The sequence below is a fragment of the Providencia sp. NPDC089933 genome, assembly GCF_049545585.1.
In the GTDB taxonomy this organism is placed as follows: domain Bacteria; phylum Pseudomonadota; class Gammaproteobacteria; order Enterobacterales; family Enterobacteriaceae; genus Providencia; species Providencia huashanensis.
In genome coordinates this window covers 111,517-136,240 of sequence record NZ_JBMWDT010000002.1, presented here as the reverse complement: position 1 = coordinate 136,240, position 24,724 = coordinate 111,517, and the positions used below count along the sequence as shown (strand labels likewise).

The following is a 24,724-nucleotide window of genomic DNA, read 5'->3' as shown; positions in this document are numbered from 1 at the left end:
GATCATAAAAAGTTGACGAAGATAAAAATGAACAATGCTGATATTACTTTTGATGCCAAACATATTTGGCATCCTTACACATCAATGAGCCAACCCATTCCAGCCTATCCCATTGTGGAAGCGCAAGGAGTCGAACTCGTGATGCCTGATGGAAAAAGATTGATTGACGGCATGTCTTCATGGTGGGCTGCAATCCATGGCTATAATCACCCTGAACTCAACCAAGCTGTTACCACTCAGTTGAGCAAAATGTCTCATGTCATGTTTGGGGGGATCACTCACCCACCAGCAGTAAATCTATGCAAACAATTAGTGGCTATCACTCCTGAACCACTGGAATGCATATTTCTCGCTGATTCAGGCTCTGTCGCAGTTGAAGTGGCACTAAAAATGGCACTGCAATATTGGCAAGCCAAAGGCGAAAAACGCCAGCGAATTTTGACATTACGCCACGGATATCATGGTGATACCTTTGGTGCTATGGCCGTTTGTGACCCAGATAATTCCATGCATGAACTGTACAAGGGGTATTTGCCCCCTCACGTGTTTGTGGAAGCTCCACAATGTGGTTTTAATGATGAATGGAACCCCGCAGATTTACATCCACTCGAAGCACAATTAGCAGAAAATAGCCATGAAATTGCTGCGATCATCCTAGAACCCATTGTTCAAGGTGCTGGGGGAATGCGCATCTATCACCCTGCCTATTTAAAAGGCGTACGTGATTTATGCGACCATTATGGCCTCTTACTAATAGCAGATGAAATTGCGACAGGATTTGGCCGCACCGGTAAACTATTTGCCTGTCAACACGCAAATATCTCACCTGATATTATGTGTATCGGCAAAGCATTAACTGGGGGTTATATGACGCTATCAGCAACCCTGACAACTCGCCATGTCGCCGAAACCATAAGCAATGGCGAGGCTGGTTGTTTTATGCATGGACCAACATTTATGGGCAACCCCCTTGCCTGTGCGGTTGCAGATGCAAACCTATCACTATTGCTCAATAGCCCGTGGCAACAAACCATCGCCAATATTGAGCTACAACTCAAAGCTGAATTAATGCCTTTGCGCTCTCACCCTAGCGTCGCAGATATACGCGTCCTCGGTGCCATCGGCGTTATTGAAATGAAGCAGCCAGTGGATACAGCGGCATTACAAAAGGTATTTGTTGAAAATGGCGTTTGGGTTCGCCCGTTCGGCAAACTGATTTATGTGATGCCACCGTATATCATCACTCCCGAGCAACTCAGTAAAGTGACGAATACGATGGCAAAAGTGTTGGGATAACACAATAAATTCAATGATAATTGAAGTGATCCTTACTGAGTTTTTAATTAGATAATCTTCTAAATACTTCGAGTTATAGCAAGGCGGCAATCGAAGGTATCTTGGGGAGCATACATCAGTATGTGACCCAAAAGTAGCCGAGTGAAGCCAACACCGCTATAGCTCGAAGTATGACGAAGATTAAAGGATGACTGAAATAACCCACATAGGGCCTTTCCCAACCGCATACCTTCCTATTTGCGTCAGTTTCCCTGTAATTGGGTCAATTTCAGAAACTGAAATATGGTCTGACTTTTGCCCACTGGAAATTAAAAAGCGGCCGGTGTTATCAATATTAAAACCTCTTGGATGGGCTTCTGTCGGGTAACGCGCTTCCAAAGTGAGTTCGCAGCCATCATCAGAAATAAGATAGTGGCTAATATAGCTTTCTGACCGTTCACTGGCATACAAATGGCGGCCATCAGGCGTCACATGGATATCAGCGGCCCAACGCTGGCTTTCATTTCCTGCAGGATAGTTTGCTAATGTTTGCATGGTGCGATAACGGGTAAACTTACGGTAAACACCAATGGTTGAGTCTAACTCATTGATACAGTAGATCACTTTCTCACTAGGGTGGAATGCAAGGTGACGAGGCCCTGACTGCGGTGCTGTCGTAATTTGATCCGCGGTCGCTTCAGTTAGATAGCCATTTTCTTGCAAATCAAACAGGCGAATATGATCTTCCCCTAAGCACGGCACCCAAAGCTGTTGATTATCAGTATCAACATGAGATGAATGAGGGTTACGCAACCCTTCAATAACCTGAACAACTTGGCTTGGAATGCCCTCTTTATTGATCGTCAATACAGATAAATTGTGTTGATGATAAGAAGGAACAAAGAGATATTTGCCATTGTTATCAAGTGATAAATGAACCGGTGTACCTGGAATGGATGTTTCCGCTTTTAAACGTAATGTGCCCTTTGGCTCAATTTCATAGGTCACAACACGAAAATTTGGGCGAACACCGATATAAAGGTGTTTTTTATCATGGCTTAATACCATTGGTTGTACCTGACCCGGTGTTTTTACTGTCTGTAAAAGCGTGAGTTCCCCAACTTCGTTCATCGACCATACGTGGATCTGCTGGCTTTCGGGGCTGGCAATATAAACAACCTGATTCATTCTGACTCCTTAATTCATGACAAAATACTAAACAGCATCTATAGTCCACTACATTGGCTTAACTATACCCTATATTAAGTAAATTGCTGCGAGTAAATAGCACCACCGTTTCAGCCAAAAGGATCGATAATAATGGTACTAAAACGGTTCAGTTAACGCTATGATGATAAAACATACTAAGCTAATTATTTTCGAATGGATAATTTATAGCTGTAATTAATTCATCTTCCCTCCTATCTTTATACTTGATTAAGATAGGCAACCTGTAAAATCACGTGGAGCCGTTTATGTCATACCGCGTTATTGCGCTCGATCTTGATGGAACATTGCTAGATCACCAAAAAAAAATCCTACCTGAATCTTTAGCTGTCTTACAGGAAGCTCGACGCCAAGGCGTTAAAGTTATCATAGTAACAGGTCGCCACCATGTTGCGATCCACCCGTTTTACCAAGCCTTAGACCTTGATACCCCCGCGATTTGTTGTAACGGTACATACCTATATGATTATTTGGGTAAAAAAGTGTTAAAGTCTGATCCGATGCCGCTCGACTCTGTCACTCAAATGATCGATAAATTACGTGGAACCGATATTCAACATCTAATGTATGTCGATAATGCCATGCTCTACAACGCACAAACTGAAGGGATTAAACGTACCTTAAATTGGGCGGAGTCATTACCTGTAGCACAACGACCAACTATTGAGTTTGTGGAAGACTTTGCTGATGTTATGCATGACTATGAATCTATATGGAAATTCGCCGTTAGCTACCCAGATACAGAAAGATTAAAACAAGTCGTTCATGAAATTGAAACGGACTTTGGCTTAGACTGCGAATGGTCATGGGTTGACCAAGTGGACATTGGTCTCAAAGGTAATAGTAAAGGCCAACGTTTAAAAGAATGGGTTGAATCTCAAGGTATGACAATGCAAGATGTTGTTGCTTTTGGCGATAACTTCAATGACTTAAGCATGCTTACTACCGCAGGTTTAGGTGTAGCAATGGGCAATGCCGTGGATGAAATCAAACAACAAGCAAAACTGGTGACACGTGTAAACACTGAACCGGGTATTGCCGAAGTGATCCGTAAGTACGTTTTATAAGCCATTAGCCGAATAAAAGGAGGCACACCGGCTCTTTTTATTCGGCTAGCTAATAATACGTTAGGCTATTGAGCAAGTAACTCTATTAATGTTTGTTCCAAAACAGGTAAAGCCGCACCATAAATCCGTGAGTTACGGCTAATTTGGCTCATTGAAAGTTCAGGTAATGCCTGACCAAAAAAACGGTTTTGCTGTTGAAAACTATCACAAAATGCAGCCCAAATTTGTGGATTTTTCACAAATGGCCCTGAAACAATCAGCCGTGAAGGAAAAAATACCCGACAAATATTGGATGCTGCATGTGCCATATGTGAAATAGCTTGCTGCATTGTCGAATTATTTGCCTCACTATAGCTGACGAGAAAGCGAGACACTTTTCACCTGTGCAAACACCTTTCTTCCTTTACGAATAGAAAGCTCATCCCTCGCCCAGCGGGTGATGCGAGCCCATAGATAATGTTCTTCACCTAAATCTAGCTTCACATCAACTTGCTCACCATCTTCAATCCATTCAATAACTTCTGCCGCTAAAATATTACGAATACTACTCACTTGCGGCTTTTCTAAAACCAAAGAAACATCCGAAGCATCGATACGTATACGTACTTCAGCCCCTTGCTGCATTTCAACTCGCGGAACCCATAACTTTTGACCGCCGACAATTACCGCTGTCATATCGTAATCAGGGTGTTGACTATGTACCTTTGCACTCACCACACTGCTCAATGTTTCTTGCTGTAACCAAGGACGTAATGCACTGCTCGCCCAGACGTCTTCTAATGGGCCAAATGCTTTAACTTTCCCTTGAGCCATTACAATGACTTTATCCGCTAGGCGCAATATTTCATCAAGACTATGACTGACATATAAAATAGGGATTTTAACATCTTGAGAAAGCTTTTCTAAATAAGGTAATAACTCACGTTTGCGGGGGAGATCCAAAGAAGCAAGGGGTTCATCCATCAGCAGAATTTCTGGCGCAGTTAATAAAGCACGACCAATCGCAACGCGTTGTTTTTCACCACCAGATAATGTTATTGGATAACGGTTGAGTAACTTTTCGATACCCAGCAACTCAACGATATCATCAAAGCGTGTTTTCATTTTTGGCGCCATGCCATAACGTAAATTACTTTTGACACGGTAATGTGGAAATAACCGCGCATCCTGAAAAACATAACCTATGTGACGCTGCTCTGGCGGTAAACAAATCCGTTTTTCGACATCAACCAATGTACGACCATTTAACACTATCCGCCCTTTATTTGGCTTAGTTAAACCGCCTATCACATTGATTAAAGAGGTTTTACCTGCACCAGAAAGCCCGAAAACCGCAGTAATGCTTTCTGTTGGTAATTGTGTATTCACTTCCAGCTGTAAGTCCCCTAACTTTTGGGAAAAGTCGAGTTCTAACATATCAGGCTACCCCCAAACGCTTTTTACCCCAACGGGTCAGCCATTCTGAAATTAATAATGAAATTAATGCAAGAACGATCGCAATAATACATAAGCGTGCAGCATCAACCTCTGCACCCGGCGTCTCAATTAAGGTATACATCGCTAATGGAATGGTTTGAGTTTCTCCAGGTATATTTGATACAAATGTAATCGTGGCACCGAATTCCCCTAAAGAACGGGCGAAAGCAAGCACTGTGCCTACAATGATACCCGGCAAAGAAAGCGGAATGGTGATGGTGAGAAAAACGCGCAATGGCGTGGCACCTAATGTTCTAGCCGCTTGCTCTAGCTTTCTATCTACCGCTTCTAATGCTAAACGAATTGCTCGTACCATCAACGGAAAAGCGACCACGGCCGAAGCAAGCGCAGCCCCTCGCCAACTAAAGGTGAAGCTAAAACCAAACCAGTTATATAACCATTCACCGATAAAACCGCGTTTTCCCATACTGATCAATAATAAATAACCCACTACCACTGGTGGCAATACCAGTGGTAGGTGGATAATACTATCGAGCAATGTTTTGCCAGGAAAATTACAGCGAACTAATACCCATGCAACTAATATCCCAAGCGGTAAGCTGAATAATACCGCTACGCTTGATACTTTTAGGCTTAAGTAAATTGCTTCCCATTCATAAGGACTTAACATCTGCAACAATATAATCTCTTAATGTTTATTTGGTACGTGGCTCGAAACCATAACGTTTAAAAACCTCAGAAGCTGCTGGAGTTTTCAGATACTCATAATAATCACGAGTCGCTTTATTATCTTGGTCTTTAACTATTGCCATTGGGTATTCAACAGGTTTATGCGTATCTGCAGGGAATACACCAACCACTTTTACTTTTTGGCTAGCGACCGCATCAGAACCATACACAATGCCTAAAGGTGCTTCTTGGCGTTCAACTAGTGCCATACCACTGCGGACATTGTTAGTACGCGCTAACAGTGGATCAACCGTTTCCCATGCTCCTAAATTACCCAATGCTTCTTTAGCATAAATACCAACAGGTACATGATCAGGATCACCAACGGCTAAACGACCGCCATCTAATAATTTTTTCCAATCTGTTTGCTTATTGATTTCCACTTTATCCAATTTAGAATCTTTTGGTGCAATCAACACTAATTCATTACCTAATAATGTATAACGAGTATCATCCACCATCAATTTTTTATCAATTGCATAATCCATCCACTGCTGGTCAGCAGAAATAAATAGATTAGCAGGTGCTCCTTGCTCAATTTGACGCGCCAATGTTGAAGAAGAGGCATAAGATGCCACAACGTCTACTTTCGCCTCTTGCTTATATTGCTCAGAGATTTCATTCAGCGCGTTAGTTAATGAGGCAGCTGCGAAAACCGTTATTTTATCCGCAGCAAAACTATGGCTAGCCATAGTGAGTGTCAGTGTTGCACCCGCGAGAAGTGATACCAAACCTTTTTTCATTTTTATTCACCATAGTATTAATCAACACGCTATATATATCAGGATACAGCGATAACTTAAAGTCAAACTCGTGATAAAAGTGTGCTGGCTCAAGAAATGATGTAATTTTTCTGCATGTTATCCTAAATGGTAAAGAGACACGCCATGTTTTTAGTTTAAGAAGAATCGTTTTTGTATAGTTTATAACTTATTTCCCTTATAACTTTATCGGCACAAATCGTGTGTCTTTGAATATTTCATTCAACTTTTTACAAGTATATAAAAGCAAAGGAGATAATATGGCAATTCAACCTACAGTACATTCTCCAACTAATGCTCATTACTCAGGCAGCTTAACCACTCAACAATTTTATGGGCTATTTGACAAAGATATTCCCCAAGAAACCTTAGATTCTTTAGCTAAATCGTCTGGAGAAGGGAACTTAAATAGTATTGATTTATTACATAACCTAGCTTTACGACAAGACAGTGTAGGAAAACAAGCACAAAATATCTTGTTTGATTTATTTAGCGGAAAATTGCCAGCGAAGAAAGGTGTAGATAAAGAAATACAAGAAACGAGCAAAGTTTTATATCAATCAGCACATCACCAAGCCGTATTGTCTAAACCATCTAAATTACTGTATATCATTGGCTCCGCATTAAACAATATTGCAGATAAATTAAGCCTAACGCGTTTATTTATGGAACCCGATAATATAAAACCGGCAGCGCCGAAACCACTCGCTGAGAGTAATTTATGGTGTGATAACCGAATGCAGCAAAGTGATGAGCTTTATTCAAACTTAATCAGTGATGATTATTTAGCTTTATTTTCAGTTAACTACCCTTTAGATATCAGCGAGGACAACGCGGCTTTGCTAAAAACAACTATTGAGGAAATAAAAAGACAAAGCAACTTTCTAAATAAGCCCGAAATATTTCCAATAAATACAGGGGCTCATTGGGTGCTATTTATGCTCTATCACGACGTCACTGACAATAAAGTTAAAAGCTTTGTTTTTAATTCATACCATCAATTACCATCGGAAATTAAGCAAACTATAACAGAATGCGCTAAAGAAGCTGGAATACAGAGCGACATTGAATATATTGAAGGGAATATCCAAGAAAATGTGCCAAATGGCTGTGGCCTTTTTGTCATTGAAGCCGTTAAACAACTCGCTGAAACAGCAACAAAAAATTATGTCGAAACACTGAAAAATTTCAAAAATAATTTTTTAGCGTTACCTTTAGCAGAACAACAACAATTTAACCAGTCTAGCCGCAGACAACTCTATGGAAATTACCATGATACATTATATCCATAGAGGGGAACTTGATTAAACGAAAAACTCCCTGATAACTCATTAAGCTATCAGGGAGTTTTATAATCCGTCAGAAAAGAAACTCGCTAAAAGTTACTTGTTCTCTGTATTGTGGTGATGTGGCACATGCGCTTTAGATAACAAGTTAAAAAACGCACCAAGACCATAAATCAGGCCCATGATTAAAAACATCACAACAGGAACCATCATCAGGGCGAAACCTAAACTTTTAATCAATTCTAACATAAAAAAGCCTCTTCAGTGATACTGTACCCACCAGCCTACAAGATACGCTGACGAGGGAAATTCGACTCTCAATTTTTTGATTATAAATCAAATCAAAATAATAACGCATAATAGCGTTATAATGGAGACTATTTTAGACAAAATATTATACTAACGACATACTAAACGTGCTTTTTACCTCTGTCACCACCAACCAAGCCGGAAGGGAGAAAAATATGCAGGCAGAAATCTTACTCACACTTAAATTGCAAGGCAGTTTATTCGCTGATCCACGCCGTATCGCGCTACTCAAACAAATTAAAGCGACGGGTTCTATCAGCCAAGGGGCCAAACTTGCAGGTATCAGTTATAAAAGTGCTTGGGATGCCATTAATGAGATGAACCAACTCACCGATGATATTTTAGTCGACAGAGCAACCGGTGGCAAAGGAGGCGGCGGTACGACATTAACCCATTATGGTGAAAGACTGCTCCAGTTATATGACTTATTAGCTCAGATCCAACAAAAAGCGTTTGATGTCTTAAAAGAAGATAACCTACCTTTAGACAGCCTGCTGGCAGCGATTTCTCGCTTTTCACTACAAACCAGCGCCCGTAATCAATTTTTTGGCACCCTTATCACTCGCGACCACATGCAAGTTCAACAGCATGTACAAATTCGTTTAGCGGACAATAGTACCGTGATTAATGCAGCATTAACCGAACAAAGTGCTAACCGTTTGAGGTTAGTTGAAGGTAAAGAAGTACTTGCTCTCATTAAAGCGCCTTGGGTAAAACTAAGCAAACAACCACAAGCAACCGAGTTCGATAACTGTTTAGCAGGTAAAATTACCATGTTAGAACGTGGTAAAGATAATAGTGAAGTTATTGTAACCCTGACTGGCGGGGAAACACTCTGCTCAACCCTGCCAAATAGCGAGGTTGATACACTGTCACTCAATGTTAATGATGCTATCACTGCCTTATTTAATGCAGACCAAGTTATTGTTGCCACCCTGTGCTAACCACCGCTGCTTACTTACCAAATAAGTAAGTAAGCATTTACCTTTTTTTCATCCTCCCACCTACAGTTGTTGACTTTATCTTCAATCCTGATTATTTGTGATAGATGACAAGGTAAATAAATGATGATAAGGAAGCTTAATGAGCTCAATAACTATACAACATGGCAGCTTTAAGCTCAGTGAAACACAAACACTTGAAATTCAACAACTCAATATTGAAAAAGGTGAAAACTGGGCTTTTATTGGTTCCAATGGCAGCGGTAAATCCTCTTTAGCTCGCGTGCTATCTAATGAACTAAAACCCCTTTCTGGTATTGTCACCAATACCTTTCTTTCCCCTGTCCGCCTTTCCTTTGAACAGTTACAGAAAATTATTACTGAAGAGTGGCAACGTAATAATACGGATATGCTGAGTGAAGACGAAGAAGACACTGGATATACTGCGGCTGAGATTATTCAATTTAACCATAAAGATAATGAATATTGCCTAGAGCTTGCTGCTCGCTTTGGCATCAGTGACTTGCTCTCCCGTCGCTTTAAATACCTTTCAACAGGGGAAACCCGCAAGGTATTGTTATGTCAAACATTAATGGGTAATCCTGACTTATTAATCCTTGATGAACCCTTTGATGGTCTGGATGTCTATTCCAGAAGCAACCTCAGTGAATTACTCTATAGTTTGTCTGAAAAAGGCTTAACTTTAATCTTAATTTTAAACCGTTTTGACGAACTCCCTGAGTTTGTTGAAAAAATGGGGGTCGTCGCGGACTGCAAACTGTCCCTTTCAGGAGATAAAGAGTCAGTACTCGCTAACACGCTAATTAACCAATTACAGCACAGTGAAAAAATAAAATTACTATCGATTCCCGAAACGGAAGATCCGACTGCTGATGAAAAACTAGATGATACTGTTCCTCGTATCATTTTGAAGAATGGGACTGTTAGCTATAACGACCAACCTATTTTGCATGGCCTAAACTGGCAAGTTAACCCAAATGAACATTGGCAGATTATTGGCGAAAATGGGGCGGGAAAATCCACATTATTAAGCCTAATTACAGGGGATCACCCACAAGGCTATAGTAATGACCTCACCTTATTTGGCCGTCGCAGAGGTACAGGAGAAACAATTTGGGATATCAAACGCCATATAGGCTATGTCAGTAACAGTATCCATCAAGAGTACCGGGTCGCAACCAGTGTACTAAATGTCATTATATCTGGCTTTCATGACTCCATCGGCTTATATCAAGCCCCGTCTGACCGTCAAATTCAATTAGCTAATGAATGGTTAACCTTATTAGGTTTTTCAGCCCAAACTGCACAGCAACCTTTCCATAGCCTGTCTTGGGGGCAGCAACGTTTAGTCTTAATTGCGCGTGCTCTGGTCAAACACCCTGCAATGCTAATTTTAGACGAACCATTACAGGGGCTCGATGGGTTGAACCGCTTGTTAGTCCTTAGGTTTATTGATGTCATGCTAAGCCAAGGCAACACACAATTACTGTTTGTCACTCACCACCAAGAAGATGCTCCAGCCTGTATTACTCACCGGTTAACCTTCGTCCCTGATAGCGGAAAATACCGCTACGAAATTGATGAACTTTAAAATTTGATCACTTCGCCAATAAGCTCTATTTCGGATTTATTGGCGAAGTTAATCTAGTGATTAACCAACCAACCACCAAAATAATAATATAATGAATTGATTATTAATAATATTTTTAATTCTTTACGATTAGCAAACTCATTAAAAATGATTAAACTCTGCCGCCCATAATAGTTTAAAGATTAATATAGGTATTATTTATGGCTTGGTTAATATTAGCCTCTTCACTTGCAACACTTGCTACGCATCGATTGATTTCATTCATACTGTTATTGCTTGGGGTTGTTACCGCAGTATTGTCTGGAATTATGAGTTGGCCGGCCCTTTTACTTTGTATTGTTGTCGCAGCCGTTTCTTTTATTCGCATACACTACCAACACCATTTAGCGCTGAAAATAAGCAGTGAGATTGTGTTAATTGCCTGTGCTATAGGGCTATTTATTCACTTATTTCCTGGGTTTAATAACCTGAAATATCTCGATAAAGTCACCGTAGGCACACATAGCGCCCCTTTTACTATGTATTTTAATTTTGATAAGACATTAGTCCCTTTTATTTTACTCGCCTGCTTACCAACGTTATTTGTCTGCCATCCAGCCAAGCATGCAACTAAAGTTCAATGGGTACTGCTGGTTATTTCTGTGCCTCTTTTATTGGTGGTCGCGACTACTGCTGGCGGATTAGCCTTTGAATGGCATTTTCCTAGTTGGTTACCTGTTTTTGTGCTCTGTAATCTACTTTTTGTTTCACTAGCTGAAGAAGCGCTATTTCGTGGTTATTTACAACAAAGACTCACCCAATGGTTCGGTTCCCCTTACCTTGCTTTAATACTTACAGCTCTCTTATTTGGTGGGGTGCATTTTGCCGGCGGCCCACTCTTAATTCTCTTTGCGGCCATTGCAGGCTTAATTTATGGCTTAGCATGGATGTGGAGTGGAAAATTATGGCTTGCTGTATCGATTCACTTCGGGTTAAATTTAGTTCATCTGTTATTTTTTACCTACCCTGTAAAAATGGTAACTGGATAATAAAAAGGCAACTTTCCCCTTACAAACCAAATTATGGCTTGAATATTTCCATTGTTTATCCGTTTTTTGATTTGGTTTCGATAAAACGTAAGTTGCTACTAGCGTTCGAGTTGACTATCCCTATAATGTAGGTCAGCAATAATTCATTTTTAATTTGAGTGTACTGATAGGAGTTTTAGCTATGGCTGTAACTAAACTGGTTTTAGTAAGACACGGTGAAAGTGAGTGGAACAAAGAGAACCGCTTCACAGGTTGGACTGATGTAGAACTGTCTGATAAAGGTCGTGAAGAAGCAAAAATTGCAGGCCAACTGCTAAAAGATGAAGGCTTTGTTTTTGATTTCGCTTATACCTCAGTTCTAAAACGCGCTATCCATACTTTATGGAACATCCTTGATCAAGTTGAACAGCAATGGCTGCCAGTTGAAAAAAGCTGGAAATTAAACGAGCGTCATTATGGTGCTCTGCAAGGCTTAGACAAATCAGAAACTGCGGCCAAATATGGTGATGAGCAAGTTAAACTGTGGCGTCGTGGTTTTGCCATCACTCCACCAGATTTAACTAAAGACGATGAACGTTATCCTGGCCATGACCCACGTTACGCAAAACTTTCTGAAAAAGAATTACCGGTTACTGAAAGCTTAGCAACCACTATCGAGCGTGTTGTTCCTTATTGGGAAGAAGTGATCAAACCTCGCGTTGCTAGCGGTGAAAAAGTGATCATCGCAGCTCACGGTAACTCTCTGCGTGCCTTAGTTAAATATTTGGATAACATGGGTGAAGATGAAATTCTGAACTTGAATATCCCAACTGCGGTACCAATGGTTTATGAGTTCGATGAGAACATGAAACCTATCAAACGTTACTACTTAGGTAACCAAGACGAAATCGCGGCTAAACAAGCAGCTGTTGCGAACCAAGGTAAAGCGAAGTAATTACTTACTTTATCTATAATACGAAAGGGTTAAGCTGTTTGCTTATCCCTTTTTCTTTTCAAAATACCTTTCATTTCCCCCTCTATCAAAAATAAAAAATACAAACAGTTAGTGTTAGAAATAGGAATAACGGATTATCATAGGGAAATACACATAAAAAGGTGCATAGAGCAAAGAAATGAACAAATTTAATATTTACGTGTGGGTAGGGCTGGTTCTTAGCGCGAGTATTTTGGGCTCACTCCTCTATATGATCAATGCAGGTGAGCTCGCCATTGATGGTTCAAATGGTGCAGCAAACCATGAATTAATGAAAACCTTGATGACGATTGCTTGCATCAGCTTTCCTATTCAAATTGTCAGCATGATGGTCATGAAATATAAACCAAGGCTCGCCATTGGCCTTGCTATCATAAGTAGCGTTGCACTCATGCCTATCACAATAGTGTTTGTCATGGGGATGATTTTTTCTGCGATCCGCTGGCGTTATCGCCAATTAGAGCCATTCGATACCACCATCAATATCGACTTTGCAACAAAAATCGAGTTTAATAAACGTAATAATCGTATTGTTGTCATTGCTCTAGGTATTATCAGTGTTGCCTTTATCTTACTTAGCCAAAGTTTAGGTATGTTTCTATTCGTCTTAACCATTTTCCTTGGTTATTTTGGCAAGAAAGCAGCTGATAGCGTTTATTTAGCCATTAAAGATGCACACTTGTATATTCGCCCAAATATTTTCGCTCATTGTTACCGTATTCCACTAAAAGACGTTACTTATACCAAGGGTGAAAAAGGGAAAGTGCATTTTAATGTGCAAACATCAAATGAGGTATTGCAGCTAACCGCTACTCCAGCAAATGCAACCCCTGAAGAGCAAAAGAAACTAGAAGAACTATTAGCCAAAATACCAAAGTAAAAGAGACTGCAATTTATTCGTCCCCTTTACCTACTTTAATATGTAGGTAAAGGGGATAATGACTTAAAATACTTTTATAGGGCTCAAGGGCGTCAGCGTTGATAATCTAGGAACTAAATTATTTATATTCATCGCCTCCATCAAGATAGTATTAGTAGCATTAAACACAGCCACAGCGCAAACTAAGCTCATTGAATCACTAGAAAAATCTTTTTCTACAAAAAACATATATTGAGCTTCAATAGAATATCTTTTTAAAGCATCCTCAGTATGAACAACTCTATATTGTAAATCTTCACGAGCCTGTTTCATGACATTAATTTTACTTTCACTCTCTGTATTTCTTTTTTTACCCTGTGAAACCGCGTTCTCTTTCGAGATTAATTTATTATATTTCTGAATCATTTTTCTGGTGCCATCTAGGTCACTGATAAAATCAACACCATCATATATTTCATTTTCTTCAAACGATTGAATATTATTCAAAAACTCATTTAAGTTATCAACTAGCTCTTTATATGTGTTAGTTAATAAATTAACTTCACTATATTCTAACCCTTTTATATTTTCATTAGGTAGAGTTGAGTTAAACTCACCAACCAAATTTTTATCTAGTTCATCAACTACACAAATTGGCTCTTTTTTAATTATCTCATCGACCTCCATTAACTGTTTATACATATCAACTCTATTATCCTTTTCTACAATATATTCCTTCATTGCATAAATCATACTCTGATAATACCCATGAGCCGATTTAAGTTTCTCTATATGTTTATAAACAACTTTTAACGTATTTAGTTTTGATTCCAATTCTTTAGCATTACCCTGAGAATTTTTATTTTTAACCTCATACTTTTTTATCATTAACCCTATTTTATATTTTCTTTCTTTAATGGACTCATAGAGTGAATCTGATTTTTTTAGTGATTTTAACAATTGATAATTTAAGTTAATTTCATAATTTACTTTCTCCATAAAATTCTTAGAATTAGAATAACCAAGATCAACCGTGATACCATCTGATTTTTTATACTTAGTCGTTTGATATTTTAATTCTTCTCTAATTTCTTTCTTAATAATCATTTCATACTCCATTATGTTAGTTTTACAGGTGATATCCTTGCATCCATAAAATAACAAGCTATTACTTTACTATAAAAAAAACAAATTTTTATTTTATATAAATAAAAGAATTCAACAGAAAAATCACTTAAAATTAAAAAAAGGGAAAAAATATTAAACAATGAATTAATATAAAATTATATTAATAAAAACATCTATATTGTAATGGTAAGGTGTTTTTTGGTACAACCCTTTGATTCTATCTGCAAAACCGATAGTTTTTATTTAAGGTGCTAACCCAACTTAAATGGATTGATATCATAAAAAAAGCGAGTTTAATAAATAAACTCGCTTTAACTTTATTGAGTGAACGTGGTCTTGATTACTTGTTACGACGGGTAATCACTGCATCTGCTAATTGGCGTAATACTTTTTCTGTATCATCCCATCCAATACAAGCATCAGTGACACTTTTACCATAAATTAATGGCTCACCGGACTCTAAATTTTGATTACCCTCTACAAGGTTACTTTCAATCATAACACCTGTAATTGAGCGGTCACCATGACTAATTTGTTCACTTACATTGGTAGCCACTTCCATCTGTTTTTCAAATTGTTTACAGCTATTCGCATGGCTAAAATCGATCATAATACTGGGTGCTAAGCCGGCTTTTTCTAAACCTGCACAGACTTCTTTTACATGCTTAGCACTGTAGTTGGGTTCTTTCCCGCCACGCAAAATAATATGGCAATCAGGGTTACCACTCGTATTGACTATCGCAGAGTGCCCCCATTTGGTAACTGATAAGAAACAGTGGGCTGAACGGGCAGAGTTTATTGCATCAATCGCAATTTTAATCGTCCCATCTGTCCCGTTTTTGAAGCCAACAGGACAGGATAAACCTGATGCTAATTCACGGTGAATTTGTGATTCAGTGGTGCGAGCACCAATCGCTCCCCAACTCATTAAATCAGCAACGTACTGAGGGCTAATCACATCCAAAAATTCACCTGCGGTAGGTAAACCTTGGTTATTGATCGTTAATAATAATTCACGAGCTATACGTAAACCTTCGTTAATATCAAAGCTATGGTCCATTTTAGGGTCATTAATTAGCCCTTTCCAACCCACAGTTGTACGCGGCTTTTCAAAATACACTCGCATGACAATCTCAAGTGAATCTTTTAATTCTTCGCGTAGCTTACCTAAACGCTCTGCATACTCTAAAGCCGCTTTAGTATCATGAATAGAACAAGGGCCAATCACCACCACTAAACGATCATCTTTACCCGCTAAAATATTGTGGATTGCAAGTCGTGCTTCATGAACGGTAAACGCAGCTTTATCAGTTGCTGGAAATTTTTCAAGTAAAGCAATTGGTGGTAATAATTCTTTTATTTGTTTAATTCTGACGTCATCGTTCTGATAGTTCATACCCGTATATCCAATGTTTATTATTTTTTACTGTCGTTGATTTGCATGCCAAGTTTCTTCAAGTTACCCGCGCTAGAGCAAAGCATTAAGCAAGCAGATGAAAGCCTTCACTGCGCTTCAAAAGTTAACTGAAAATTGAAAAGATAATTAGCATCGAATTTTTAATCTAACTGTTCAACCGACGTCTGTAAACAGGCAAACGCACGATAAAACCATGGTTTTACCGTGGGCTGATTATAAAATGAGGTTTAATGTTGATATTTAGCACGATAAATAGGTTAAATACCGATTTTACAGAGCAAAAAATAACTAAAACGGCTAAACGACGATAATGTCACTTTAGCCGCTTTAAGCGATTTTTTCTGGTTAAGTTCGTGATATTGGTGAGGAGCCGTTCTCTTTGGCTGATTTTATCCAAAGCCTAGAGCCATTAACCGCGATACCTAATAAAATTAAGTATTCTAAAGACATTGCATAAACACCCTGAATAAAGAAAATCACGATACTAATCACGTTAATAATGACCCACAATAACCAGTTTTCAACATACTTACGCGTCATCAAGATCATTGCTACAACCGAAAGTACTGTCATTGCAGAATCCCAAAATGGAAATGCATCTGGTTCTATGGCTGGCATTGCTAAGTTTGCGCCAAATAAATTCAATAATTCAACGGCCCATATCGCTAACACACCAAATACAGCATCAATATTAAATGTTAAGTAAACGATAGCTAAAATAGAAACCACGAGTGTGACCATGGCTTTTGGGAAGCTCAACCAGCGAATTTTTAACTCCGCTTGTTGTGAGCTGGTCACTCGGGTCCATGCGTACCAACCATAAATATTCGCAACAAAGAAAAATATCTGTAAGAGCAGGTTTGCATATAATTGGATTTGAAAAAATATGACAGCAAACAATGAAACATTAATTAAACCAAATAGATAGTTAATCGTTTTTTCAAAACTAGCCAGTAAGATACAGAGCAGCCCTGCAACCGTCCCCACCGCTTCAATATAAGACAAATCATAAACAGAACCCCAAAGTGGGATTTGCACTAATGTATTGGCTGTACTAAAGAAATCCATCCCAAAACCCTTTATGATTGATAGTTAATGTTGTATTGCTCAGTACTGAATTAGAATATAGCTAACATATCACGCTAACTTATTTTTATTTTAGACTCTCGGCAAACTCTAGCATCTTATTCAAAGGCAGCAATGCTTTTTCGCGTAAACTTGCACTTACCTCAATTTGATGATTTTGAGTATGGCCTTCTAGAGCCTCTGCAATTGCCTGTAACCCGTTCATCGCCATCCATGGACAGTGTGCACAAGTACGACATGTTGCGCCTTCACCAGCAGTTGGAGCAATATATAGCGCTTTATCAGGGCATGCTTGCTGCATTTTATAAAAAATGCCTTTATCCGTCGCTACAATCATTGAAGGGTTAGGTAGTGCTTGTGCCGCTTTGATTAATTGACTTGTTGACCCGACGGCATCAGCAAGGTCAACAATAGCTTGTGGGGACTCAGGATGAACTAACACTGCTGCTTCTGGGTAAAGCGCTTTCATTTTTTCCAATGACTGTGTTTTAAATTCATCATGAACAATACACGCACCTTGCCAGCACAAAATATCAGCCCCTGTTTGTTGCTGTACATAGCGACCTAAATGACGATCTGGAGCCCAAATTATTTTTTCACCTAAGCTATCAAGATGCTCAATCAATTCTACCGCAATACTGGATGTAACCACCCAATCGGCACGCGCTTTGACCGCTGCTGAAGTATTTGCATAAACGACAACAGTTCTGTCCGGATGTGCATCACAAAAACGAATAAACTCTTCTTCTGGGCAGCCAATATCAAGAGAACATTGGGCATCTAGAGTTGGCATTAATACGTGTTTTTCAGGGCTGAGTATTTTAGCGGTTTCCCCCATAAACTTTACCCCAGCCACGACTAAAGTTGAAGCTGGGTGCTTAGCCCCAAAACGTGCCATTTCTAATGAATCAGCAACGCAGCCCCCCGTTTCTTCCGCTAACGCCTGGATTTCTGGGTCTGTATAGTAGTGCGCAACAATAACTGCATTTTTTTCAACCAAAAGAGATTTGATCCGTTGGCGATAAAATGCTTTTTCATCCGAGCTTAATAGTGCCGGTTTTGCTGGAAATGGATATACTGACTGATCAAAATCGATAAACACGCTCATTTCTTGCCTCTGTTTAGCATAAAGCGATTTTAATGCTTCAAATAAGTTAAGACCGCAAAATTAGCCGCTTTTTGTTTTATATACTAAACAAGATACCCCACTTTACGAAAGAAGTCTCCACCCTTTTTCAGTTATCAAGCATCATTTTCCCCTTACGGTTGCTTTTCTTTAAAAGATATAAAAGTGAAAATTATTCTTTAATTAGATAGAAGCCGATAACGCTCTACTTGATTGGTCATTACACTTGTACTTTTGGTAAGAATTGCAGTGAACTATAAAATTCGACTACAGTTTTAGCATATCGCAAAATAATCGTTCTGATTCATCAGTTTTAAACTGCCATTATATTGAAGTAACTAGAACTCATTGCTTCACTTGATGCTCTAATATGATGATACTGACGCATTTTTGGGATATCTAGAATGGTTCAGGGCTGCCATCCCCATTTATCTGTGATTGATTTACCAACGCTGATGTTATGAGCACAGGCAAATCAACCGCAGAAAGTTGTGGTAATGATTAGTTAGGCGGCTTTAAGTTTTAATTTACTTTGCCATAATATTACTTATAAACCCTTAGGTGTATAATACCTCCTCTATTCAGGTGGCTAAATTAGCTATGTGACTTCAATACCACGACAAGTAGAGTAAAAATTTATTTTCACCACCCGCCGAGTTACATTGTAGGTAGAAATGAAATTAGTACTTTAGCACCATTACTAATATTTATATTATCACTTATTTTATTTAACAATGCTTGTTCACTGCTATATAAACTAACAATATTTTCTATCAATTTAATTCCTTCATTATAAAAACCTAAATTCTCCATATCTTTATCTTTGATTGATTTGTCTTGTTTTAATGATTCTTTTTTTAAACTATCATTTGGCGTATCAGTATTACCCAAATTTTCAGTCATTATTTTAGGCTTATATTCAACAAACTCACCAACTTTCCCTCCTGTTTCTTCATAATCTTTTATTTCATTTATTTTTCTAGATATTAATGCTACTGGCTCTCTTATTTTGGCCAAAGAGGTATGGAAATCTAATGTATAATCTTTAGCTTGATTTGTTTTTTTTGGGGATTTTTGTTTAAACTTAGATGGCAACCTATACAAAGAATAGTTAATAGTAGGATAATTACGAATACTTAATGCCACATTACTATAGATTCCTGTTATCTCTGATGGAATATTTTTTATTTTCACTGGTTCATCAAGATAAGGTTCCAACTTACCTTTTAGTTCCATATATGTGTCCAATCCCCCCTTAACTCTATCAATATATTCATTAACCCTATCAATATATTCATTAGCTACATCATGTTTATCGATTGTTTCTTTTAGATTTGATATTTCTTCAGTTAATGATTTTAGTTCTTTATAATAAGCTGGTATTTTTTCATAGATATATTCAAAATTCTCCTTCAATTCTAAATAACTTTTATTCCTTCCACGAATACCCTCTTTACGATCTTCCTGAGTATTGCTCCCCTGAAAAATAGCATTCATTTCAATTCCTTTTGAAAAAAAACATGATACTGATTAAATTATATTAACCTAAAATAAAATACAAATTTTATTTTATTATGTTAAATAAAGAAGAATAATTTTAAATTATATACATGACTTAAATTCAATTTAAGTCATGCATTATCCTAATGTAAATTTTTCTCGTAAAAATGCGAATAGTCGAGAAAAACCATATCACTTTTTCAACAAGTCCACATTAATACTTGAGATGACTATACTATAAGGTCTCCTCTACTTTGCTCTATAACCTTCGTTTTTCACTTACTAAGCATAGACTTTAATCATTTTCGTGCCTTTTCTACACTTTTTACGTTTGTCCTTTAGCTTTTCACTCATTTTATCGGTATCGTAGCCATTCTTATCAAATTTAATTAGGCCAGTTATGGAATTACCTGTATCTATTATAAATAAAATTATATCCATTTCATTACTCGACCCAAGAATCGAAGCTGTGGTACTCACAGGCTCACGAGGAAGAGAACAAGATGTTGATAATTACTCCGACATTGACATTGAGTTAATCGGTCACGGTGTGACAGAAATATTTAACCAAAAACATTGGGTTGACCATTTTGGCTCCTCTTTAGCAGTTCTACATTTACTCAATCAAGAAGAGGACGCACCAGATTGGCCGACATGTTTAGTTATATACGAGGAAGGTCGCAAAGTTGATTTCACATTTGCTGAGCCTGAACGCTTATATAAAATGAAACGTGAGGGGTTAGATGCGACATTCTCTCGCGGGTTTATTGTTTTGTTAGATAAAACTGGGATCACTGAAGGGCTACCAAAAGATGCCAATTTGCTATCTTTAGCACCAACACCGTTAACAGAGACTGAGTTTTCACAAACTGTCACAGACTTTTGGCACGAAGCCCATCAAGTCGCCATAGCACTAACCCGTGAAGAATTATGGGTGGCATGGTCAAGAAGTGCCGATATGAAGCACTATTTCTTAACGCTACTTGAGCACCTTGTAACCATACAAGGTAAGCATGTTTGGTATAATGGCCGTAAGTACCATGAATGGATGCCACAAAAGTACATACAGGCACTAGAAATCATTTTTAATTGCAGTACCTCAGAAAAAGCTGCCTTGTCATTGCAATGTTTAATGCGTTGTTTTGATGAGGTGAGTATCGACCTTGCCAAGTTACAGGGCTTTTCTCCTGCGCATAATTTAGCAAAAAAAATGCAAATGTTAGTCATTGGCTTTTTACAAGATAATGGCTTGCTACCTGAAGGATTATAATTAATTAGCGTAGAGTACAGCAAAAAAAGGCGATTTAATGACTATCTTTACAAAACAATGAGTTCTTTTATTTTGACTTTCAAAAGATGACTCATTTAACGGTATAACTGTATACAAGAGTTACCCTCAGTTAAATAAACCATCCCTTTTGAGCCCCAACACCAGGGGCTATTTTTTTATCTTGTCACTTTTCAGTTTATCTCAGTCATATTTAAGTCACTAACTAATTCATGCACTTTTTAAAGGTATGCCTAGAACCGTTGCGCGCTTGCCGAGGTATGGATTGGCGACTGAGTATTTACGGGGTAGTGAATTGGCTTGAACTGCTGTTGAGATGGTGGGTCGTGCAGGATTTAAATTCTGCGAATTTAGCCTGCGGCCTGAACCTGCAACCAGCTTGCCGAGGTATGGATTGCCGACTGAGTATTTACGGGGTAGTGAATTGGCTTGAACTGCTGTTAAGATGGTGGGTCGTGCAGGATTCGAACCTGCGACCAATTGATTAAAAGTCAACTGCTCTACCGACTGAGCTAACGACCCATCTGAATTGCTTGAATTGTTTGTTTCTTTTAGATGGTGGGTCGTGCAGGATTCGAACCTGCGACCAATTGATTAAAAGTCAACTGCTCTACCGACTGAGCTAACGACCCATCTATATAACTTTTCTAACTAATCACAGCTTCTTACCCTTCGGGTTGAACCTGCAACCATCTTAATAAAACTCAATCATCTACCGACTGAGCTAACGACCCATCTAAAACTATATTTCTTTTTGGTATCTCGAGGTTTTCGGCTAACCGTATTCTCGTATCAACGGCGGCTTATATTACTGATTTCTGACGATGGTGCAATGTTTTTTTTACTAAAATAGATTGAATGCGCACTTATCATACTGATAACCCCGAAATATTCGGCAATATTGCTTCGGGGTTAGTAATTAAAGTGTACTCAACTTTTTTTCTGCTAATTTTGAGCCTGCACTGTTTGGATATTGCTTTAACACCTGTTGGTAAACAGCCTTTGCTTTATCCTTTTGCCCTTTGTCTTGCATGATCAGCCCAACTTTATATAAAGCTTCACTGCTTTTCTGAGATTTAGGATATTGCTTAACTACAGTTGCAAAGTAAAAAGCCGCGTCATCTTTGCTGCCTTTGTTGTAGTTTAACTGCCCCAACCAATAGTTGGCGTTAGATTGATACCCAGACTTAGGGTAGGTTTTGATAAACCCTTGAAGCGCATTAATAGCCCCATCAATTTGGGCTTTTGATTTGCTTTCCATTGCAAGCTTAACTGCCGCATTATAATCATCTTTCTCATTTCCACCTGTATTAGCTGATGCAGCAGGTGTAGTTGAAGAAGATGCATTTGATGCACTAGTGTCAGGTGTTTCACCTGTATTGGCAGAATTGCCGTCACCCGAGCCATTTAATTGCATATACAAATCTTTTTGACGCTCAATAACTTGATTCAATTTATATTCACTTTCTTGAATCTGACCACGTAACATATCTATGTCGCGTTGGTTATCGGCAAGCTGTTGCTGGATTTGATACATAATTTGGCCTTGAGAATTAACCGCAGTCTCAAGTTGGGTAAGACGGTCTGTTGTTGAACCAGATCCGACATTGTTGATTGGCGCTTGGGCAATAGCGGCCCAAGGGGCCGCTACGCCAACCAATAACGACAGACCTACAATTAGATGTCTGAAGTTACTGTTCATAATAGATAATTTCTCTTATCTATTAGTATGCAATGACTGCACGACGGTTTTTCGCGTAGTCTGCTTCAGTGTGACCTAACACAGCTGGTTTTTCTTTACCGTAAGAAACCAGTGAAACTTGGTCACCAGAAACACCTTTGCTTTGCAGATACATTTTAACTGCATTAGCACGACGCTCGCCCAGCGCGATGTTATATTCTGGAGTACCGCGCTCATCCGCATGACCTTCAACAACAACACGTACAGATGGGTTGCTACGTAGGAATGCTGCATGCGCATCTAACATTTCCGCATACTCTGGAGATACGTTGTATTTATCGAAACCAAAGTAAACAGTGTTGTTTTGTTGCAGCTGTTCCATTTGCTGACGTGCCAGCTCTTCCGCAGACAGACCAGTGTTAGTTTGGTTAGTAGAAGTATCTACGCCATCTTGGTCATTGTTTTTGTTAGAGCTACAAGCTGCGACTGCCATGATTGGTAATGCGATCATCAGCCCTTTAAGCACTTTATTCAGTTGCATCGTTTTGATCCTTAATATTTTTTTGCCACACATTATTATTATGCATCACAGATACGGCGACCAGGCAGGGAATTTTACCTGTCCATCGGTAGCCGGAAGACGCGCTTTGAAACGCCCGTCGGTCGAAACTAGCTGCAATATAGTCCCCAAGCCTTGAGAGGAGCTATAAATTACCATAGTGCCGTTAGGTGCGATACTCGGCGTTTCATCTAGGAACGTTTTCGTTAAAAATTCAACGTTGTTCGTTGCCAGATCTTGTTTGGCGACATGTTGCTGACCGCCGCCGGAGCTGACCATCACTAAGAAAGTACCATCCGGACTAACATCAGCGTCCTGATTTTGTGTTCCTTCCCAAGAAACACGTTCAGGGCTGCCACCATTAATATTCATTTTATAAATCTGCGGACGTCCCGCCTGATCTGAAGTATAGACTAAAGTTTGGCTATCCGGCATCCAGCTTGGTTCAGTATTGTTGCTACGACCATCTGTTACTTGACGAATTTGCCCACTCGCTAAGTCCATAACATATAAATTCAAGCTGCCTGTTTTAGACAGTGCGAATGCCAGTTTTGTCCCATCAGGAGAGAATGCAGGTGCCCCATTGTGACGTGGGAATGATGCAACCTGACGGACTGCTCCTGTAGAAAGAGTTTGAATAACAAGCGCTGAACTACCGCTTTCAAAAGTGACATACGCGAGTTTTTCGCCATCTGGTGACCATGCTGGCGACATTAAAGGTTCTGGTGAACGATGAACTGTAAACTGGTTAAACCCATCGTAGTCAGAAACTCGTAATTCATATGGATACTGACCGCCTTTGTTAACCACAATATAAGCAATACGCGTGCGGAATGCACCACGAATACCGGTTAGTTTTTCAAAGACTTCGTCACTTGCAGTATGAGCTGCATAACGTAACCATTCTTTAGTGACTTTATATTGGTTCTGAGATAAAACAGCACCTGGGTTAGCTGCAACATCAACCAGTTGATAGCTGACAACAAAGCTACCATCTGCGGCTGGCTGCACTTGCCCTACAACCACTGCATTAATACCCAATGCAGTCCATGCTTCTGGAGTTACTTCAGAGGCTGTACCGGGTTGCTGAGGCATACGACTTGGTTCAATAGGGTTAAATTTCCCGCTATTACGTAAATCAGAACCTACGATTTGGCCTACTTCCTGTGGGGGTGCTCCAGCACCTGTCCATTTAAAGGGTACGACACCAATCGGTTGAGCTGAATTAACACCTTCAGTGATCTCAATACGTATTTCAGCCTGAGCCACTGTCGCCCATAGCATTAGGAACCCTAAAACTACTTTAAAAGCCTGCTTCATTCTTGTCTCCCTTACTACGGATTGTTTACCACCGCAATAATTCGCTGAATTTTAACAAAGGTATAATAACAAAACTAGATACCACACAAACTATTTATTCTAATGCGATAGATTT

Annotated in this window: 23 protein-coding genes and 2 tRNA genes; 9 read left to right on the top strand and 16 right to left on the bottom strand. The window is 39.1% G+C overall.

From position 1 onward, the window contains the following. The first annotated feature begins 27 nt into the window (after positions 1-27). Positions 28-1,296 carry an adenosylmethionine--8-amino-7-oxononanoate transaminase gene (gene bioA / locus ACPEH5_RS04420; protein WP_166686715.1) on the top strand — a complete coding sequence of 423 codons (1,269 nt, stop codon included), beginning with the start codon at positions 28-30 and terminating at the stop codon, positions 1,294-1,296. Positions 1,297-1,476: 180 nt separating this feature from the next. Here the strand turns inward: bioA and pgl are convergent, their stop codons facing one another. Then, a complete protein-coding gene (gene pgl / locus ACPEH5_RS04415; RefSeq protein ID WP_042846613.1) occupies positions 1,477-2,463 on the bottom strand; it encodes a 6-phosphogluconolactonase in 987 nt (328 codons plus the stop codon). Positions 2,464-2,750: 287 nt separating this feature from the next. On the opposite strand from pgl, the gene ACPEH5_RS04410 reads away from it, so the two are divergent. Further along, positions 2,751-3,569: a pyridoxal phosphatase gene (locus ACPEH5_RS04410; protein WP_042846614.1), complete on the top strand. Its 819-nt coding sequence runs from the start codon at positions 2,751-2,753 to the stop codon at positions 3,567-3,569. Between the two features lie 65 nt (positions 3,570-3,634). Here the strand turns inward: ACPEH5_RS04410 and ACPEH5_RS04405 are convergent, their stop codons facing one another. The 4 genes from ACPEH5_RS04405 to modA are packed head-to-tail and all read right to left on the bottom strand — an operon-like array spanning position 3,635 to position 6,478. Continuing rightward, positions 3,635-3,943 carry a hypothetical protein gene (locus ACPEH5_RS04405; protein ID WP_129466772.1) on the bottom strand — a complete coding sequence of 103 codons (309 nt, stop codon included), beginning with the start codon at positions 3,941-3,943 and terminating at the stop codon, positions 3,635-3,637. Next, positions 3,918-4,985, bottom strand: coding sequence for a molybdenum ABC transporter ATP-binding protein ModC (gene modC, locus ACPEH5_RS04400; RefSeq protein ID WP_042846619.1), 1,068 nt, complete (start codon positions 4,983-4,985; stop codon positions 3,918-3,920). The genes ACPEH5_RS04405 and modC overlap by 26 nt, the downstream gene beginning before the upstream one ends. 1 nt (position 4,986) lies before the next feature. Further along, the gene (gene modB / locus ACPEH5_RS04395) at positions 4,987-5,676 is read right to left on the bottom strand and encodes a molybdate ABC transporter permease subunit (protein WP_042846620.1); all 690 of its coding nucleotides are present in this window, start codon (positions 5,674-5,676) and stop codon (positions 4,987-4,989) included. Positions 5,677-5,701: 25 nt separating this feature from the next. Then, complete coding sequence (modA, locus tag ACPEH5_RS04390; RefSeq protein WP_306804601.1) at positions 5,702-6,478, bottom strand: molybdate ABC transporter substrate-binding protein; 777 nt, start codon at positions 6,476-6,478, stop codon at positions 5,702-5,704. A 278-nt stretch (positions 6,479-6,756) separates the two neighbouring features. On the opposite strand from modA, the gene ACPEH5_RS04385 reads away from it, so the two are divergent. Further along, positions 6,757-7,788: an ElaD/SseL family deubiquitinase gene (locus ACPEH5_RS04385; protein ID WP_166685368.1), complete on the top strand. Its 1,032-nt coding sequence runs from the start codon at positions 6,757-6,759 to the stop codon at positions 7,786-7,788. 90 nt (positions 7,789-7,878) lie between these two features. Here the strand turns inward: ACPEH5_RS04385 and ACPEH5_RS04380 are convergent, their stop codons facing one another. Continuing rightward, positions 7,879-8,031 (bottom strand): AcrZ family multidrug efflux pump-associated protein, encoded by a 153-nt coding sequence (locus ACPEH5_RS04380; RefSeq protein ID WP_004256731.1) that lies wholly within the window; start codon positions 8,029-8,031, stop codon positions 7,879-7,881. Between the two features lie 215 nt (positions 8,032-8,246). Between ACPEH5_RS04380 and modE the strand changes: the two genes are divergently transcribed. The 5 genes from modE (at position 8,247) to ACPEH5_RS04355 (ending at position 13,525) form a co-directional block, all read left to right on the top strand. After that, positions 8,247-9,035: a molybdenum-dependent transcriptional regulator gene (gene modE, locus ACPEH5_RS04375; protein ID WP_206227060.1), complete on the top strand. Its 789-nt coding sequence runs from the start codon at positions 8,247-8,249 to the stop codon at positions 9,033-9,035. A gap of 139 nt (positions 9,036-9,174) precedes the next feature. Continuing rightward, positions 9,175-10,644 (top strand): molybdate ABC transporter ATP-binding protein ModF, encoded by a 1,470-nt coding sequence (gene modF, locus ACPEH5_RS04370; RefSeq protein ID WP_048606391.1) that lies wholly within the window; start codon positions 9,175-9,177, stop codon positions 10,642-10,644. Positions 10,645-10,844: 200 nt separating this feature from the next. Beyond that, positions 10,845-11,672, top strand: a complete 828-nt coding sequence (locus tag ACPEH5_RS04365) for a CPBP family intramembrane glutamic endopeptidase (protein WP_281110669.1) — start codon at positions 10,845-10,847, stop codon at positions 11,670-11,672. A gap of 181 nt (positions 11,673-11,853) precedes the next feature. Further along, the gene (gpmA, locus tag ACPEH5_RS04360; RefSeq protein ID WP_042846626.1) at positions 11,854-12,606 is read left to right on the top strand and encodes a 2,3-diphosphoglycerate-dependent phosphoglycerate mutase; all 753 of its coding nucleotides are present in this window, start codon (positions 11,854-11,856) and stop codon (positions 12,604-12,606) included. A 178-nt stretch (positions 12,607-12,784) separates the two neighbouring features. Continuing rightward, positions 12,785-13,525: a hypothetical protein gene (locus ACPEH5_RS04355; RefSeq protein ID WP_042846627.1), complete on the top strand. Its 741-nt coding sequence runs from the start codon at positions 12,785-12,787 to the stop codon at positions 13,523-13,525. 63 nt (positions 13,526-13,588) lie between these two features. On the opposite strand, the gene ACPEH5_RS04350 is transcribed toward ACPEH5_RS04355, so the two are convergent. The 5 genes from ACPEH5_RS04350 to ACPEH5_RS04330 form a co-directional block, all read right to left on the bottom strand. Beyond that, entirely contained in the window at positions 13,589-14,611 is a 1,023-nt protein-coding gene (locus ACPEH5_RS04350) for a hypothetical protein (protein ID WP_281110670.1), read from the bottom strand. Positions 14,612-14,972: 361 nt separating this feature from the next. Next, positions 14,973-16,028 (bottom strand): 3-deoxy-7-phosphoheptulonate synthase AroG, encoded by a 1,056-nt coding sequence (gene aroG, locus ACPEH5_RS04345; RefSeq protein WP_048606384.1) that lies wholly within the window; start codon positions 16,026-16,028, stop codon positions 14,973-14,975. A gap of 366 nt (positions 16,029-16,394) precedes the next feature. Then, complete coding sequence (pnuC, locus tag ACPEH5_RS04340; RefSeq protein WP_042846630.1) at positions 16,395-17,117, bottom strand: nicotinamide riboside transporter PnuC; 723 nt, start codon at positions 17,115-17,117, stop codon at positions 16,395-16,397. 85 nt (positions 17,118-17,202) lie between these two features. Further along, positions 17,203-18,243, bottom strand: coding sequence for a quinolinate synthase NadA (gene nadA, locus ACPEH5_RS04335; protein ID WP_042846632.1), 1,041 nt, complete (start codon positions 18,241-18,243; stop codon positions 17,203-17,205). 675 nt (positions 18,244-18,918) lie between these two features. Further along, positions 18,919-19,758 (bottom strand): hypothetical protein, encoded by an 840-nt coding sequence (locus ACPEH5_RS04330; protein ID WP_166696852.1) that lies wholly within the window; start codon positions 19,756-19,758, stop codon positions 18,919-18,921. Between the two features lie 403 nt (positions 19,759-20,161). Between ACPEH5_RS04330 and ACPEH5_RS04325 the strand changes: the two genes are divergently transcribed. Beyond that, entirely contained in the window at positions 20,162-21,031 is an 870-nt protein-coding gene (locus ACPEH5_RS04325) for an aminoglycoside 6-adenylyltransferase (RefSeq protein ID WP_129466779.1), read from the top strand. 464 nt (positions 21,032-21,495) lie between these two features. Here ACPEH5_RS04325 and ACPEH5_RS04320 read toward each other — a convergent pair. From ACPEH5_RS04320 to tolB, 5 genes are all read right to left on the bottom strand, one after another. Next, a tRNA-Lys gene (locus tag ACPEH5_RS04320) sits at positions 21,496-21,571 on the bottom strand. A 34-nt stretch (positions 21,572-21,605) separates the two neighbouring features. Continuing rightward, a tRNA-Lys gene (locus ACPEH5_RS04315) sits at positions 21,606-21,681 on the bottom strand. A gap of 287 nt (positions 21,682-21,968) precedes the next feature. Continuing rightward, complete coding sequence (gene cpoB, locus ACPEH5_RS04310) at positions 21,969-22,751, bottom strand: cell division protein CpoB (protein WP_042848272.1); 783 nt, start codon at positions 22,749-22,751, stop codon at positions 21,969-21,971. A 22-nt stretch (positions 22,752-22,773) separates the two neighbouring features. Beyond that, a complete protein-coding gene (gene pal / locus ACPEH5_RS04305; RefSeq protein WP_004909091.1) occupies positions 22,774-23,271 on the bottom strand; it encodes a peptidoglycan-associated lipoprotein Pal in 498 nt (165 codons plus the stop codon). 45 nt (positions 23,272-23,316) lie between these two features. Then, positions 23,317-24,609 carry a Tol-Pal system beta propeller repeat protein TolB gene (gene tolB, locus ACPEH5_RS04300; protein ID WP_042848275.1) on the bottom strand — a complete coding sequence of 431 codons (1,293 nt, stop codon included), beginning with the start codon at positions 24,607-24,609 and terminating at the stop codon, positions 23,317-23,319. Between the last annotated feature and the right edge of the window lie 115 nt (positions 24,610-24,724).